General features: G+C 70.2%; 16 protein-coding genes. 4 read left to right on the top strand and 12 right to left on the bottom strand.

Going from position 1 to position 14479, the window contains the following annotated elements; genetic code table 11:
* Positions 1 to 130: 130 nt before the first annotated feature.
* The 10 genes from ccmI to ttcA all read right to left on the bottom strand — a co-directional run bounded on the left by ccmI (position 131) and on the right by ttcA (position 7885).
* Entirely contained in the window at positions 131 to 1330 is a 1200-nt protein-coding gene (gene ccmI / locus RKE50_RS06220; protein ID WP_350035205.1) for a c-type cytochrome biogenesis protein CcmI, read from the bottom strand.
* The gene (locus tag RKE50_RS06215) at positions 1327 to 1788 is read right to left on the bottom strand and encodes a cytochrome c-type biogenesis protein (protein ID WP_350035203.1); all 462 of its coding nucleotides are present in this window, start codon (positions 1786 to 1788) and stop codon (positions 1327 to 1329) included. The genes ccmI and RKE50_RS06215 overlap by 4 nt, the downstream gene beginning before the upstream one ends.
* Positions 1788 to 2330 carry a DsbE family thiol:disulfide interchange protein gene (locus RKE50_RS06210; protein ID WP_350035202.1) on the bottom strand — a complete coding sequence of 181 codons (543 nt, stop codon included), beginning with the start codon at positions 2328 to 2330 and terminating at the stop codon, positions 1788 to 1790. The genes RKE50_RS06215 and RKE50_RS06210 overlap by 1 nt, the downstream gene beginning before the upstream one ends.
* Complete coding sequence (locus tag RKE50_RS06205; protein ID WP_350035201.1) at positions 2314 to 4299, bottom strand: heme lyase CcmF/NrfE family subunit; 1986 nt, start codon at positions 4297 to 4299, stop codon at positions 2314 to 2316. The genes RKE50_RS06210 and RKE50_RS06205 overlap by 17 nt, the downstream gene beginning before the upstream one ends.
* Positions 4296 to 4745 carry a cytochrome c maturation protein CcmE gene (gene ccmE, locus RKE50_RS06200; RefSeq protein ID WP_350035200.1) on the bottom strand — a complete coding sequence of 150 codons (450 nt, stop codon included), beginning with the start codon at positions 4743 to 4745 and terminating at the stop codon, positions 4296 to 4298. The genes RKE50_RS06205 and ccmE overlap by 4 nt, the downstream gene beginning before the upstream one ends.
* Positions 4729 to 4938: a heme exporter protein CcmD gene (ccmD, locus tag RKE50_RS06195; protein ID WP_350035199.1), complete on the bottom strand. Its 210-nt coding sequence runs from the start codon at positions 4936 to 4938 to the stop codon at positions 4729 to 4731. Before ccmD ends, ccmE begins: the two co-directional genes overlap by 17 nt.
* Positions 4938 to 5678 (bottom strand): heme ABC transporter permease, encoded by a 741-nt coding sequence (locus RKE50_RS06190; RefSeq protein ID WP_350036486.1) that lies wholly within the window; start codon positions 5676 to 5678, stop codon positions 4938 to 4940. The genes ccmD and RKE50_RS06190 overlap by 1 nt, the downstream gene beginning before the upstream one ends.
* Positions 5679 to 5747: 69 nt before the next feature.
* The gene (gene ccmB, locus RKE50_RS06185) at positions 5748 to 6437 is read right to left on the bottom strand and encodes a heme exporter protein CcmB (protein ID WP_350035198.1); all 690 of its coding nucleotides are present in this window, start codon (positions 6435 to 6437) and stop codon (positions 5748 to 5750) included.
* Positions 6434 to 7033: a cytochrome c biogenesis heme-transporting ATPase CcmA gene (ccmA, locus tag RKE50_RS06180; RefSeq protein ID WP_350035197.1), complete on the bottom strand. Its 600-nt coding sequence runs from the start codon at positions 7031 to 7033 to the stop codon at positions 6434 to 6436. The genes ccmB and ccmA overlap by 4 nt, the downstream gene beginning before the upstream one ends.
* Before the next feature lie 9 nt (positions 7034 to 7042).
* Entirely contained in the window at positions 7043 to 7885 is an 843-nt protein-coding gene (gene ttcA / locus RKE50_RS06175; protein WP_350035195.1) for a tRNA 2-thiocytidine(32) synthetase TtcA, read from the bottom strand.
* Between the two features lie 175 nt (positions 7886 to 8060).
* Here ttcA and RKE50_RS06170 point away from each other — a divergent pair, with 175 nt between their 5' ends.
* A complete protein-coding gene (locus RKE50_RS06170; RefSeq protein ID WP_350035194.1) occupies positions 8061 to 9041 on the top strand; it encodes a malate dehydrogenase in 981 nt (326 codons plus the stop codon).
* A gap of 13 nt (positions 9042 to 9054) precedes the next feature.
* Entirely contained in the window at positions 9055 to 9684 is a 630-nt protein-coding gene (locus RKE50_RS06165; protein ID WP_350035192.1) for a TetR/AcrR family transcriptional regulator, read from the top strand.
* Positions 9685 to 9733: 49 nt separating this feature from the next.
* Here the strand turns inward: RKE50_RS06165 and RKE50_RS06160 are convergent, their stop codons facing one another.
* Both RKE50_RS06160 and RKE50_RS06155 read right to left on the bottom strand, forming a co-directional pair.
* Entirely contained in the window at positions 9734 to 12226 is a 2493-nt protein-coding gene (locus RKE50_RS06160; protein WP_350035191.1) for an ABC transporter permease, read from the bottom strand.
* Complete coding sequence (locus tag RKE50_RS06155; protein WP_350035189.1) at positions 12223 to 12885, bottom strand: ABC transporter ATP-binding protein; 663 nt, start codon at positions 12883 to 12885, stop codon at positions 12223 to 12225. The genes RKE50_RS06160 and RKE50_RS06155 overlap by 4 nt, the downstream gene beginning before the upstream one ends.
* Here RKE50_RS06155 and RKE50_RS06150 point away from each other — a divergent pair.
* Both RKE50_RS06150 and RKE50_RS06145 read left to right on the top strand, forming a co-directional pair.
* Positions 12878 to 13549, top strand: a complete 672-nt coding sequence (locus RKE50_RS06150; protein ID WP_350035187.1) for an arylesterase — start codon at positions 12878 to 12880, stop codon at positions 13547 to 13549. The two genes, RKE50_RS06155 and RKE50_RS06150, sit on opposite strands and share 8 nt — an antisense overlap.
* Positions 13546 to 14373 (top strand): ion transporter, encoded by an 828-nt coding sequence (locus tag RKE50_RS06145; RefSeq protein WP_350035185.1) that lies wholly within the window; start codon positions 13546 to 13548, stop codon positions 14371 to 14373. The genes RKE50_RS06150 and RKE50_RS06145 overlap by 4 nt, the downstream gene beginning before the upstream one ends.
* The last annotated feature ends 106 nt before the right edge of the window (positions 14374 to 14479 follow it).

Below are 14479 nucleotides of genomic sequence, written 5' to 3'. Positions count from 1 at the left end.
TTTTCTTAGGATTTCCCTTGATTTTTTGCGAAAAAAGGACAGCACGCGCTCCCGGCGCCCCACAAGATGTAGTGTATCCACCTTCTGCGGACAACATTATGCCCGGTCTCGCCGGGGCGCGAAAGGCCCTTCAGCCGGCCGTCGGGGCCAGGGATACCTCCACCGAGGCACTGTCGTCGGCCGCCGCCGTGACCGGGCCGGCGCTGCCCGCGAGGACCGCATTGGCGAGGCCGGGCTGGCCGCCCGGGGATACCTGCACGAAGACCCGCACGGCACCGGCTGTGGACAGCTTCTGGCCGGCCATGCTGTTGCGGTCATCCAGGCGCAGCGTACGCGGCAACTGGGCGGCGGGGAAGCGCTGCACCGCGATCGGCATGCGGCTGGACGCGTCTTCCCGACGCGCGAGGACGAACACCGTCTCGCTGCCGTCGAGGGCGCCCTCGGCCGGCGCGTTGACCGTGACCACGATGCCCGGGCCCGCCGCTTCGGTCTCGCCGGGGGCCGCTCCGGCTGCATCACCGCCGGCACCGCCGAGGCGGGCGCGGGCGCTGGCGATCACGTCCGCGAGCATCTGCGCGCTGGGCGATCCCGGCGGCTCCTGGGCGGCGAGGCGCTCCCAGTAATCGATGGCGGCGCGGTAGCGGCCGTTCTCGAAGGACGCCATGCCGAGGAGCCCCAGCGCGGTGCGCTGCCGCGGGTCCGTGGCGAGCGCCTGCTCTGCCAGGCGCTGGGCCTCGGGGGAAAGCTCGCGCCCGGCAGCGAGGAAGCGCGCCTGCGCCGCCAGGGCGAGGGCCTGCGCATCGCCCGGTGCGCGGCTGGCAAGATCCGTGTAGGCGTCTGCGGCCAGCGCATAGTTGCCGCGTGCCATGTGGTAGCGGCCGAGCAGTGCGCGGTAGCCGAGATTGCCCGGACGCTGCCCCACCCGGGCGCCGATATCGCTCATGAGGGCGTCGATGTCCGCCGCCGGCGTGTCCTCCCCCAGCGCGTCGAGACGCTGAGCCAGGGTGACGTCGGGCATGGCCCCAAGCTGCCAGTACAACCAGCCGGCCGCCACCAGCATCAGCGGCGGCAGCAGCCAGGCTGCCCGGAAACGCCGTTCGGCGATGGCCGAGGCCGGCGCCGGGTCCTCGACGCCGTCTTCGAGGACCCGTAGCCGCGCGTCGTCGAGCAGGTCGGCCTCACCACTCTCGGCGAGCTCCTCGCGGCGCAGCCGGAACCAGTCGAGGTTGGCGGCATCCTCCGCCCGGGCCCGGGCGCGGGCACCGGGGCGCAGGATGAACAGGGCCGCCAGCGCGACCAGCGCCGCGCAGCCGAGGAGAAAGAAGATCATTCTTCGCGGTCCCTCGCAGCCAGAAGCGCCTCGAGGCGCGCCTGCTCCTCGCTGTCGAGTGCCGGCGCCCCGTCCCCGCGCGCCCGGCGCAGGACGAGGGCCGCGAGCCCGGCTCCGAGGGCGAGGAAGAGCACCGGCGCCAGCCAGAGCAGCGCGGTATTGCGGTCGAAGTCGGGCCGGTAGCGCACGAACTCGCCGTAGCGACGCACCATGTCCTCGAGGATTTCCTCGTCCGTGGCCCCTGCTTCGAGCTGCCGGTACAGCAGCAGGCGCAGGTCCTCGGAGATCGGCGCGTTGGAGTCGGCGATGTTCTGGTTCTGGCACTTCGGGCAGCGCAGCTCCTGGCTGAGCTGCCGGTAGCGCACTTCCAACTCCGGCGAGCTGAAGTCATAGGTCTCGATCACCGCTGCCGCCGGCAGGGTGAACAGCGCAAGCAGGAAAGCCACGGCCAGGCGCATCAGGAGCCGCTCCCCGCGCCGCGGAGCTCGCGGAAGAGCGGCCCCAGGGTGTTTTCCCAGATGCGGTCATTGACTTCGCCCACGTGCCGGTAGCGGACCACGCCGTCGGCGTCCACGAGGTAGGTCTCCGGCGCGCCATAGACGCCGAGGTCGAGCCCGAGGGTCCCTTCCGCGTCGACGATGTTCGCTCGGTAGGGATTGCCGAGCTCCGCGAGCCAGCGCCGCGCGGCGGCGCTGTCGTCCTTGTAGTTGATGCCGTAGATCGGCACGCCGGCATCGGCGAGCTTCTCGAGGTAGGCGTGCTCCGCCCGGCAGGTGATGCACCAGGTCGCCCAGACGTTGAACAGGGAAACCTCACCGGTGACCGCCGCGTTGGTCAGGGTCTCACCGCCGTCGAGGGCAGGCAGGGAAAAGCTCGGCAGGGGCCGGTCGATCAGTGCCGAGGGCAGCTCTTTCGGGTCCAGCTGCAGCCCCCGGGCGAGCAGCAGTGCGAGGACGCCGAAGAGCGCCAGCGGTATGAAGAGCTTAAGCCGGGGCGCCACGGGCCGCCTCCTCGCCTGCCGGCGCGCGCTCCGCGGCGCGGTGCCGGCGGTAGCGGCGATCGGCGACGGTGGTCAGGCCGCCGATGGCCATCAGCAGCGCGCCGAGCCAGAGCCAGCGCACCATCGGCTTGTAGTGCAGGCGGATGGCCCAGGCCCCGCTGGTGCCCACCGGTTCACCCATGGCCACGTAGAGATCGCGGAACAGGCCGGCGTCGATGGCGGCCTCGGTCATGACCGAGCCACTGGCGAGGTAGCGGCGCTTCTGCGCCGCCAGCCGGGCAACCGGACGGCCGTCCCGGCTCACGGCAAAACGCGCCTCGTCGGCCAGGTAGTTGGGCCCCTCGACGCGAGCGAGCTCGGTGAAGGTGAAGCGATAGCCGGCGAGGGTCTCGCTGTCCCCCGGGGCCATCTTGAGATCGTGCTCGATGCTGTACTGGCTGACGGCGACGGCACCGATGACGCAAGCGGCGAAGCCGAGGTGAGCCAGCTGCATGCCCCAGTAGCTCGCCGGCAGGCGGCGCAGCCCGCGGCCCAGGCTCGGCGCAGCGCGCACCCGGTTGGAGAGGTCCCGGGCGAGGCCGAGGGCGAGCCACGCCGCGAGCGTCACGGCCAGCGCGACCCAGAGGTTGTAGCCCTCGCCGAACAGGGGCAGCAGGAGACCGCAGGCGACGGCCGCCAGGCCGGGCAGGAGCAGCTCTCGCTTCCAGCGCGCGGCGCTGTCCTGCTTCCAGCGCGACAGCGGGCCGATGCCCATGACGGGCATGACCAGGGCCATGAGCGGCACGAAGACGGCATTGAAGTACGGCGGGCCCACGGAGTACTTGCCCAGCTCGAAGGCATCCATCACCAGCGGGAACAGGGTGCCGAAGAGCACGGTGAGCGTGGACACCGTGAACACGAGGTTATTGACCAGGAGCAGCGTCTCCCGGGACAGCCAGGCAAAGCGGATGCGGCTGGTCACCGTGGGCGCGCGCATGGCGTAGAGGCCGAGAGAGCCGCCGACCACGATGGCGAGGAAGGCGAGGATGAACAGCCCGCGTGCGGGATCCGTGGCGAACGCGTGCACGGAGGTGAGCACACCGGAGCGGACGAGAAAAGTGCCGAGCAGGCTCAGGGAGAACGCGAAGATGGCGAGCAGCACGGTCCAGCTCTTGAACAGGCCCCGCTTCTCGGTCACCGCGAGCGAGTGCAGCAGCGCCGTACCGGCAAGCCAGGGCATGAAGGAGGCATTCTCCACCGGGTCCCAGAACCACCAGCCGCCCCAGCCCAGCTCGTAGTAGGCCCACCAGCTGCCGAGCATGATGCCGGCGGAGAGGAACGCCCAGGCGACATTCGTCCAGGGCCGGGACCAGCGCGCCCAGGCCGCGTCGAGACGCCCGCCGAGCAGCGCCGCGATGGCGAAGGCGAAGGCGACACTGAAGCCGACGTAGCCCATGTACAGGAGCGGCGGATGGATGATCAGGCCCGGGTCCTGCAGCAGCGGGTTCAGGTCATTGCCGTCCGCCGGCGTGCTCGGCAGCAGCCGCTCAAAGGGGTTCGACGTGAACAGGGAAAAGGACAGGAAGCCCACGGCGATGATGCCCATGACGGCGAGCACCCGCGCCAGCACCACGGTGGGCAGCTGCCGGCTGAAGGCAGCCACGGCGGCCATCCAGCCGGCGAGGATCGTCACCCAGAGCAGCAGCGAGCCCTCGTGGTTGCCCCAGAGGGCGGAGAACTTGTATACCCGCGGCAGCAGGCTGTTGCTGTTGGCCGCCACCACGCGCACGGAGAAGTCGTCCTGGAGGAACGCCGTCGCCAGGCAGCCGAAGGCGATTGCGCAGAATACCAGTACCCCGACCGCCAGGGAGGGCGCGAGGGCCATGGCACCGAGGTTTCGGCGCCAGGCGCCCCAGAGCGGCACCACGGCGAGCGTCACCGCGAGGCACAGCGCCAGGATCAGGGCAAAATGTCCGAGCTCAGGGATCATAACAACTGCCCCTCTGCGCTGCGGCCGGCTTTCTCGAGGGCATCGGCCACCTCCGGCGGCATGTAGTTCTCATCGTGCTTGGCGAGGACCTCGCTGGCGACCAGCACCCCGTCGGCGCCGAGTACGCCGGCGGCGACAGCGCCCTGCCCCTCGTCGAACAGGTCCGGGAGGATCCCCTCGTAGACGACGGGGACCGTGGCCTGGTAATCGGTCACCGCGAAGCGCACGGCCAGGCTGTCCTCGCTGCGCTGCACCGAACCCTCGACCACCATGCCGCCAACGCGGATCGGCGTGCCCTGCGGGGCCAGCCCGGCGGCGACCTCCGCCGGCGGATAGAACAGGTTGATGTTGCCGCGGAGAGCGTACACCGCAAGACCGATGGCCAGCGAGGAAAAGGCCACCACGCAGAGGACGATGATCAGGCGCTGTTTACGAACCGGGTGCATGTACTGCCTCCTTGGAACCGTGGGCGGCCTCGCGCCGCAGCTCGCCGCGCACCTCCCGGAGCAGGCGCCGGCGCCGCCGGCCGGGCGCGCTGAGCAGGAGCGCCAGGACCAGCAGCGTGATGCCGTAGGCAGCCCAGACATAGGGGCCGTGGCCCTCCATCGCCAGCAGCGCCTCGAGGCTGTCGAAGTACATCAGGCCTCACCGCCGGCGAGCCGACGCACCCAGCCCGTGCGCGTCTCCCGGGCGAGGATCTCGGCGCGCATGTTGCCGAGCAGCGCGCAGGTAAAGAGCCCGTAGAAGGCGACGATGGACAGCAGCAGCGGGTAGAGCATGCTCGGATCGATGCTGGAGTCGCCGGTGAACTTGATCGATGCCGGCTGGTGCAGGCTGTACCACCAGTCCACGGACTTGTAGATGATCGGAATGTTCACCGTTCCCACGAGGCTGAGGACAGCGCAGGCGCGGCTGGCAGCCGCCTTGTTGTCGTAGGCTTCGTAGAGGGCGATGACACCCAGGTAGAGGAACAGCAGGATGAGCATGGAAGTGATGCGCGCGTCCCACACCCACCAGGTGCCCCAGGTCGGCTTGCCCCAGATTGCACCGGTGACCAGCGCAATGAACGTGAGCGCCGCCCCCACGGGGGCCGTGGCCTTCATGGCAATGTCCGCCATCTTCATCTTCCAGATCAGGCTGATGGCCCCGGCCAGGGCCATGACGTAGTAACCGGCGAGGGCCACCACGGCCGCGGGCACGTGAATGTAGATGATGCGGTAGCTGTTGCCCTGGCGGAAATCGGGCGCCGTGAACAGCAGCCCCCACGCGAGGCCGGTGACGAGGGCCAGCACGGACAGGGGCAGGAGCCAGTTCAGCAGGTTCCCCGCAATGCGGTAAAGCCAGGGGGGGGACCCGAGTTTATGGAAGAAGGACCACATGGCGGCGCGCATTATACAGCGGTGCACTTACCAACAACAAAGCAATTCGCGGGCCTCGCGCCCGCAGACTCAGGCATCGACGCTGATACGCAACCCCGCGCCGATGGCGAAGGGGCCGAGGGCCGCGGCGAGGCTGAACAGCGCGCCGAGGATGGCCAGGAACGGCCCCACGGGCAGCCCCGCGAGACCGGCCTCCACCGCACCGGCGCCGAAGATCAGCACCGGCATGTAGAACGGCAGCACCAGCAGCGCGATGAGCATGCCGCCGCGGCGCAGCCCCACGGTGAGTGCCGCGCCGATGCTGCCGACAAAGCTCAACACGCCGCTGCCGAGGAGCAGGCTCGCCACCAGCACCGGCAGCGCCGCTGCCGGCAGGTTCAGCATCACCGCGAACAGCGGCGCGATGGCCGCCAGCAGCACCCCCGTGAGCAGCCAGTGGGCGAGCACGTAGGCGAGCACGGAGAGGTAAAGCGGCTGCGGCGACAGAAGCAGCTGTTCCAGGCTGCCGTCCTCGAAGTCCGAGCGGAACAGGCCCTCGGCGCTGAGCAGGTTGGCCAGCAGCGCGATGATCCAGAGGATTCCCGGGGCGAAGTCCGCGAGCCGGTCCGGCGCCGGCCCGAGGCCGAGGGGAAACAGCGCGACGACCATGGCGAAAAACAGCAGCGGGTTGAACACCGCCACCGGGCGGCGCAGCGCCAGCGTGAGCTGCCGCCGCAGCAGCCGCCCCGCGAAGGCCAGGGCGCCGGGCGCACCGCTCACGCCGCGAGCCCCGCGCCAAGCACGACCGCGTCCACGCGGTAGCTGACGGCGAGCGGCTGGTGCGACGTGAACAGCACCGCCCCGCCCCGCTCGGCGTGACTGACGAAGAGCGCCTGCAGCGCGGCCACGCCATCCCGGTCGATGGCGGTAAAGGGCTCGTCGAGCAGCCACAGCGGGCTGGTGGACAGGTGCAGGCGCGCCAGGTTCACCCGCCGGTGCTGGCCGGCGGAGAGGCTGTGCGCGGGAACGTCCTCGTAGCCGTAAAGCCCGACCGCGGCGAGCGCGGCCTCGATGGCCGCGTCGTCATGGCTGCCCTCGCCGGCGGGATGCCAGCGCAGGTTTTCGCGCGCCGTGAGCAGCCCTTTGACCGCGGGATGATGGCCGAGGAACAGGAGCGGCGCGGATCGCGTGACGCGCCCCTCGAAACCGTGCCGGGAGAGTCCGGCGAGGATGCGCAGGAGACTGGTCTTGCCGGCGCCGTTGGCGCCCTCGACCTGCACCAGCTGGCCCGGGCTGACGGTGACCGAGAGGCCGCTGAAAAGCTGCCTGCCGCCCCGCTCCAGGGCCAGCCCGCTCGCACTCAGGAGCGGCGCCACGTCGGCCACTTACAGGTTGACCGCGCGGATGCGCAGTTCGCCCCCGGCCTCCGGCGCCTGTTGCTTCAGCCCCGCGAAATCGAACAGCGCGCGGTCCGCGAGCTGTGACGGGGCGACGTTCGCGATACTGCGGAAGATCGTTTCCGTGCGACCGGGGTAGCGCTTCTCCCAGTCGGCGAGCATCGCCTTGACCTGGACACGCTGCAGGTTCTCCTGGGAGCCGCAGAGATTACAGGGGATGATCGGGAACCCCTTGACCGTCGCGTAGGCCGCGAGATCCTTTTCCCTGCAGTAGGCCAGCGGCCGGATGACCACGTGGCGGCCGTCGTCACTCAGCAACTTCGGCGGCATGGCCTTCAGCGTGCCGCCGAAGAACATGTTGAGGAACAGGGTTTCGACGATGTCGTCGCGATGGTGCCCGAGGGCGATGCGGGTCGCGCCGATTTCCTCCGCAAAACCGTAGAGCGTACCCCGGCGCAGCCGCGAACAGAGGCCGCAGGTCGTCCTGCCCTCCGGGATCACGTCCTTGACGATGCTGTAGGTGTCCTTCTCGACGATGTGGTAGGGGACACCGAGACCCTCGAGATAGGCCGGCAGGACGTGCTCCGGGAACCCCGGCTGTTTCTGGTCGAGGTTGACGGCGACAAGCTCGAAGTCGATCGGCGCGCTCTGCTTGAGCGACAGCAGCATGTCCAGCATGCCGTAGGAGTCCTTGCCACCGGACAGGCACACCATGACCCGGTCGCCCTCGCCGATCATGTTGTAGTCCACGATGGCATTGGCAACGTTGCGCCGCAGGCGCTTCTGCAGCTTGTTGAACTCGGTTTTTTCCTTGCGGGACAGTTCGGGCACGGGAGGCGTCCGTCGGGTGGCGGCCGGGGCGCAATGCTAGCGCAGGGGCCGGCGCAGCGTCCACCGGACCGGGCGCCGGCAACTTGCTTTTTTCCCGGCGCTGCGCAGACAATATCGGCCCCGCTGGACACCCATCGCCACGCAGTCAACGCACGCAGCCAAAAAAGGAAGCCTCATGAAAGCACCTGTTCGAGTCACCGTGACCGGCGCCGCCGGCCAGATCGGCTACGCCCTGCTGTTCCGCATCGCCTCCGGCGCCATGCTCGGCGACGACCAGCCCGTGATCCTGCAGCTGCTGGATATCACGCCGGCCCTCGACGCTCTCGAAGGCGTGCGCATGGAACTCGATGACTGTGCCTTTCCGCTCCTCGCGGGCATCGTCTGCACGGACGACCCGGACACGGGCTTCAAGGACTGCGACTACGCACTGCTCGTCGGAGCGCGCCCGCGCGGCCCCGGCATGGAGCGCAAGGACCTCCTCGAGGCCAACGCCGCGATCTTCTCCACCCAGGGCAAGGCGCTGAATGACCACGCGAGCCGCGACGTGAAGGTGCTGGTGGTGGGCAACCCGGCGAACACCAACGCGCTCATCGCCCAGCGCAATGCGCCGGACCTAGACCCGCGCAACTTCACGGCGATGATGCGCCTCGACCACAACCGCGCCAAGACGCAGCTCGCCCAGAAGACCGGCAAGGCGGTGACCGACGTGCGCCACATGACCGTGTGGGGCAACCACTCCGCCACCCAGTACCCGGATCTCTTCAACACCGAGGTTGCCGGCACAGCGGCCATGGAGCTCGTCGACCAGAGCTGGTACGAGGAGACCTTCATCCCGACGGTGCAGCAGCGCGGCGCGGCCATCATCAAGGCCCGCGGCGCGTCCTCCGCCGCCTCCGCGGCGAACGCGGCCATCGACCACATGCGCGACTGGGCCCTGGGCACGCCCGCCGACGACTGGGTTTCCATGGGCATCCACAGCGATGGCTCCTACGGCATCAGCGAGGGCCTGATCTATTCCTTCCCGTGCCGCTGCAAGGACGGCCAGTGGGAAATCGTCCAGGGTCTCGACATCGGCGAGTTCAGCAAGGGCCGGATGGCGGCAACGGAACGGGAACTCACCGAGGAGCGCGACGCGGTCAAGCACCTGCTGCCCTGAGGACACGAGCGCCATGGCCAGGGACCGGGACCCTGCACGCGCACGCAGCTACCACCACGGTAACCTGCGCGCCGAACTGCTCGACACGGCCATCGCCGAGCTGGCGGAGGGTGACGCGGAGTCCCTGAGCCTGCGCGCCCTCGCCCGCCGCATCGGTGTCTCCCAGACCGCGCCCTACCGCCACTTTGCCGACAAGGAGGCGCTGCTCGCCGCCATGGCGGTCCGCGGCTACCGCGATCTCCTCGACACGCTGCGCCGGGCCGGCGAAGCCGCCGGCGCGGAACCCTCGGAGCAGCTCGCGGCCTTCGCCCATGCCTATGTCAACTACGCGGCCGACAACCCGGCGCTGTTCAAGCTCATGTTCGGCCCGCTGCTGCAGCCGCCGGAAAAGTTCCCCGCGCTGCGCGATATCAGCCGGGAAACCTTCGCCGTGGTCCAGCAGATCCTGCAGCGCGGCATCGAGCTCGGCCGCTTCCGCGGCAGCGACGAGGTCCGCTACCTCGCCAATGTCGCCTGGGCCAGCATCCACGGCATGGCCACGCTCCGCGTCGACGCGCCCGCTCTCTTCGAGCGCCACGTGGACCTGCACCGCCAGGTCGACCTCGGTGTCGACAGCTTCCTGAACGGCATCATCGCGCGCTAGCTCAATACCCTTTCCGGCGGGCTCATCGCACACTGCCGGTGCAGCCGCTTCAGCCGGCCTCCTCACGCAGCACCGCAAGCGGCGGGGTATTCACGACCCGCCGGCAGCCCCAGACGCCGAGCGCGGCGATCAGCGCGGCCGAGCCGACGAGGCCGATGGGCCAGAGCCAGGGGGTGGGCCGGTAGGTCATTTCCAGCACCCGCGTCTGCAGCACCCAGGCGGACAGTTCCGCACCGAGCGTGGCGAGAACCCCGGCAAAGAGACCGAGGGCCGCGAACTCGATGGCAAGGCCGCCGAGCACCAGGCCCCGCCGTGCGCCAAGGGAGCGCAGCAGCGCGCTCTCCTGCAGGCGGCTGTCGACGCTCGCCTGAACGCCGGCGACGAGGACCAGCGCGCCGGCGAGGAGGATGATGGCGAGCACCAGCTCGATGGCGGCGCTGACCTGGCCGACAATGCTGCGCAGCTGGGACAGCACCATGTCCATCTCGATCACGCTGACCGTGGGAAACTCGCGCAGGAGCCGGTTGAGGAAGCCCTTGTCGCTGCCGAGGTGGAAGCTGGTCATGAACGTCGCCGGGTAGTCGGCCAGCAGCCGCGGCGGGAAGATCATGAAGAAGTTCGGCCGCATGCTCTCCCAGTCCACGGCGCGCAGGCTGGTGACGGTGACCGTGAGGGCACGGGCGCCGATGCGCAGCTCTAGGCGGTCGCCGGTCCCGGCGCCGAGCCGCTCGGCGAACTCCTCCTCCAGCGACACCACGCCCGCATCGCTGTCGGCGTCCCACCAGCTGCCCGCAAGCAGTTCGTTCCCCGGCGGCGGCGTTGCGGACCAGGTGAAATTGGCCTCGCGCTGCCGCGGGCCGTCCTCGCCGTCGTCCGTCGGCAGCGCTTCACCGTTCACCGCCATGACCCGGCCGCGGATCATCGGGTAGAGACCCTCGGCGGCAATGCCGTCGGCGCGCAGCCGCTGCTCCACGGCGGCCACCTCTTCCGGGGCGATGTTGAGGATGAAGTGATCCGGGGCCTCGGGTGGAAGCTGTGCCCGCCAGCTGTCGATGAGCGAGCTGCGCACCAGGGTCAGGAGGAGCAGGAGCATGATGGCTATCGCGAACATCACCACCTGCAGGGCATTGCCGGCCCCCCGGCGCTGCAGGCTGGCGAGCGCCAGCCGCCAGATGCTGCCTGCGCGCATGCCCGCCAGGCGGCCGCCGCGCAGCAGCAGCACGGCTGCGCCGCCGCCCGCGGCCACGGTAAGCGCAAGCCCCGCGAGGACGGCGCCGGTCAGCGCCAGGTCGCGCGAGTACCAGGCCATGAGGCCGCTCACGGCGGCCAGACCGAGACCGTAGTCGAGCAGGCCGCGCCCCGAGTCTAGCGGCAGGTCCCGGCGCAGCACCCGCAGGGGGCTCGCCCCGGCGAGGCGCCACAGCGGCGGCCAGGCGAAGCAGCCGAGGCAGACAAGCGCCGTGATGCCGCCGACGAACCAGGGGCGCCAGCCGGCGGGGCCCGGGTCGAAGGGCAGCCGTGCCGACAGCAGGTCGAAGGCGGCACCCTGCAGCAGCAGGCCGGCGAGGCAGCCGGCAGCGGTCGCGCCGAGGCCGAGGAGCGCAAAACTGCCGCCGTAGAGCCGACCCACGTAGCCGCTGGTCGCCCCCAGGCTCTTCATGATCGCCACGTAATCCGCGTGCCGGGCGCAGAAGCGACGCGCCGCGAGGGCAATGGCCACGGCTGCCAGGAGCACACCGAGGCTGCCGGCCAGCAGCAGGAAGCGCTCGGCCCGGTCCAGGGCGGAAGCGACCCCGGGCTGCCCCTCCTCCACCGAGAGCAGGCGCTGCCCGGGCGCCAGCTCCCCGTCGAGCCAGTCGCGGAAAGCGGCCACGGCGGCGGGATCACCGGCGTAGAGCTGCCGGTAGCGGACCCGGCTGCCGGGCTGCACGACCCCGGTGGCAGGAATGTCGTCGACGTGCAGCAGCACTCGCGGGCCCAGGCCGAGGAAGCTCGCGCCGCGGTCCGGCTCCGTGCGCACCGCCGCGGTAACCCTGAAGCGCGCCTCACCGACCTCGACGCTGGCGCCGGGCTCGATGCCGAGCAGGGCGAAGAGTCGCGAATCCAGCCACAGGGTCCCCGGCCCGGGCCCGCCCGCACGTCCGGTGGCCGTGCCGAAGGGCTCGCTACTCGCCGTGAGTTCACCGCGCAGCGGGTAGGCCCCGGAAACAGCCTTCACCGCACCGAGGGCCATCGCCTCGTCGCCGGTACTCACCATGCTGGTGAAGGTCAGCACCCGGGCCGTGCGCAGGCCGCGCTCCGCCGCGCGCTCGAGCCAGGCCGCGGGCAGCGGCTGGCTGGCCTCCACCACGAGGTCCGCGGCGAGAAAGCGGTGGCTCTCCTGCGCCAGCGCGCCCTGCAGGCGCGCGGTGAACGCGCTGATCCCGGTGACCACCGCGACCGCGATCACCAGTGCCGCTACCAGCACGCCGAGTTCGCCGCCCCGCCAGTCGCGAGCGAGGAGCCGCAGTGCACTGCCCCCGGGGAGCAAGGAATGCTTCACGCCTCCTCCAGCTCCCCGGCGGTCATGCGCAGCCGCCGCTCGCAGCGCGCGGCCAACCCCTCGTCGTGGGTGACCAGGACCAGGGTCGTGCCCTCCTCGCGGTTGAGGGCAAACAGCAACTCGACGATCCGCTCGCCGGTGACCGTATCCAGGTTGCCGGTCGGCTCGTCGGCGAAAAGGATGCGCGGCTCGGCCGCAAAGGCGCGGGCGATGGCCACCCGCTGCTGTTCGCCACCGGACAGCTGCCGGGGATAGTGCCCCGCCCGTTCGCCGAGACCCACGCGCTCCAGGTAGCGGCCGGCCCGTTCCGCCGCCTCGCCGTCGCCGCGCAGTTCGAGCGGCAGCATCACGTTTTCCAGCGCCGTGAGGGCGGGCAGCAGCTGGAAGGACTGAAAGACGAAGCCGATCTCGCGCGCACGCAGCAGCGCGCGCCCGTCTTCGTCGAGGTGCCCGAGGGAAACGTCGCCGATCTCGATAGTGCCCTCGCTGGCCAGGTCGAGGCCCGCGAGGAGACCCAGCAGCGTGGACTTGCCGGAGCCCGAGGCGCCGATGATGGCCACCGTCTCTCCCGACTTGATTTCGAGGTCGATGCCTTTCAGTATCTCGAGTTCCCCGCCCGCCACAGGGACCCGCTTGCGAAGCGCACGCGCCGTGATCATCTATCTCTCCTTGTTCCGCCGTTTACGCCGGCTGGCCGCCGTCGGATTGTTGCTGCTGCTGGCGGGTGCGTCGGGCGCCGCCGCCGTCGACGGCGCTGCAGGCAGTGGCGACGGGCGGCGACTGCTCGTGCTCGGCGATAGTATCAGCGCTGCCTACGGGCTGTCCCTCGAGGAGGGCTGGGTCGCCCTCGCCGAGGCCGCGCTCGCGGACCGGGGCCTGGCCGTCAAGGTGATCAACGCGAGCATCAGCGGCGAGACCAGCGCAGGCGGCCGCCGGCGCCTGCCGGCCCTGCTCGAGACCCACGAGCCGGACGCGGTGGTCATCGAGCTCGGCGGCAACGACGGCCTGCGCGGCTACCCGGTGGCGCAGCTGCGGGAGAACCTGGCGGCAATGGCCGAGGCCGCACAGGCGAGCGGCGCCCGCGTCCTCCTGCTGCCCATGGAGATTCCCCCGAACTACGGGCCGCGCTACACGGGCGCCTTCCGCGACAGCTTTCCACGGGTCGCCGAAGCGACCGGTGCCGGGCTGGGCCCCTTCCCCCTCGAGGCGGTAGCGACGGACCCGGCCCTGATGCAGCCGGACGGCATCCACCCGACCGCGGCCGCGCAGCCGCGCATCGTCGAGACATTGCTCCCGGCCCTCGAAGCGGTGCTGCGCCCGTGAGCGCGCGCGAGCAGAGCCCGCTGCAGAAGCGGCTGTACACGATCATCTTCGGCACCGAGACCCCGGGGGGAAAGTGGTTCGACATCGCGCTGATCACGGTGATCCTGGTCAGCGTCACGGTGATCATTCTCGACTCCATGCCGGACTACCACGCCCGCTACGGAGACCTGTTCCACGATATCGAGTGGGGCTTCACGCTGCTGTTCACCGCCGAGTACCTGCTGCGCATCTGGATCGCGCAGAACCGCCGGGCCTACCTGTTCAGCGTCTACGGCATCATCGACCTGCTGTCGATCCTGCCCACCTACCTCGCCCTGCTGATGCCGCAGACGGCCCCGCTGCTCATCATCCGCCTGCTGCGCGTCCTGCGTGTGTTCCGGGTCCTGCGCCTGTTCGCCTACCTCAACGAGGCCAACCAGGTCGCCGGCGCCCTGCGCCAGTCGGCGCGGCAGATTTTCGTGTTCTTCGCCATGGTCGTCACCACCATGGTGATCTTCGGCTGCCTGCTCTACGTGATCGAGGGGCCCGACAACGGTTTCGACAACATCCCCGTGAGCATCTACTGGGCTATCGTGACCATCACCACCGTCGGCTACGGGGATGTGGTGCCGGTCACTCCCCTGGGCCGCCTCGTCTCGGCCATGGGTATGCTCGTCGGCTACGCGATCATCGCCGTGCCCACGGGCATCTTCACCTCAAAGCTCATGAGCGGCGCGGCCCGCAAGCTGACTGTCAACTGCCCCCAGTGCGCCCGCGCCGGCCACGAGCCCGATGCGCGCCACTGCAAGTACTGCGGCGCCGGCCTTTTCGACGACAAGGAGTGACCCTCCCCGGGACAGTGCTCCCGGCTACCGCCGCCCCGATCATGCCCCACCGGCGCCTCGTCGCCGGCTCGCCCCCTCGCGCGCTTTTTGGTAGCTTCGAACGCAG

Origin of the sequence: Pseudohaliea sp., assembly GCF_040217025.1 — a bacterium.
Taxonomy (GTDB): Bacteria; Pseudomonadota; Gammaproteobacteria; order Pseudomonadales; family Halieaceae; genus Pseudohaliea.
This window is presented reverse-complemented; position numbering and strand designations above follow the sequence as displayed.

What these genes read in the sequence shown, in the direction of transcription:
- ccmI (WP_350035205.1), bottom strand. Translation starts at nt 1,330, where the DNA reads ATGATCTTCTTTCTCCTCGGCTGCGCGGCGCTGGTCGCGCTGGCGGCC.
- RKE50_RS06215 (WP_350035203.1), bottom strand. Translation starts at nt 1,788, where the DNA reads ATGCGCCTGGCCGTGGCTTTCCTGCTTGCGCTGTTCACCCTGCCGGCG.
- RKE50_RS06205 (WP_350035201.1), bottom strand. Translation starts at nt 4,299, where the DNA reads ATGATCCCTGAGCTCGGACATTTTGCCCTGATCCTGGCGCTGTGCCTC.
- ccmE (WP_350035200.1), bottom strand. Translation starts at nt 4,745, where the DNA reads ATGCACCCGGTTCGTAAACAGCGCCTGATCATCGTCCTCTGCGTGGTG.
- ccmD (WP_350035199.1), bottom strand. Translation starts at nt 4,938, where the DNA reads ATGTACTTCGACAGCCTCGAGGCGCTGCTGGCGATGGAGGGCCACGGC.
- RKE50_RS06190 (WP_350036486.1), bottom strand. Translation starts at nt 5,678, where the DNA reads ATGTGGTCCTTCTTCCATAAACTCGGGTCCCCCCCCTGGCTTTACCGC.
- RKE50_RS06170 (WP_350035194.1), top strand. Translation starts at nt 8,061, where the DNA reads ATGAAAGCACCTGTTCGAGTCACCGTGACCGGCGCCGCCGGCCAGATC.
- RKE50_RS06165 (WP_350035192.1), top strand. Translation starts at nt 9,055, where the DNA reads ATGGCCAGGGACCGGGACCCTGCACGCGCACGCAGCTACCACCACGGT.
- RKE50_RS06155 (WP_350035189.1), bottom strand. Translation starts at nt 12,885, where the DNA reads ATGATCACGGCGCGTGCGCTTCGCAAGCGGGTCCCTGTGGCGGGCGGG.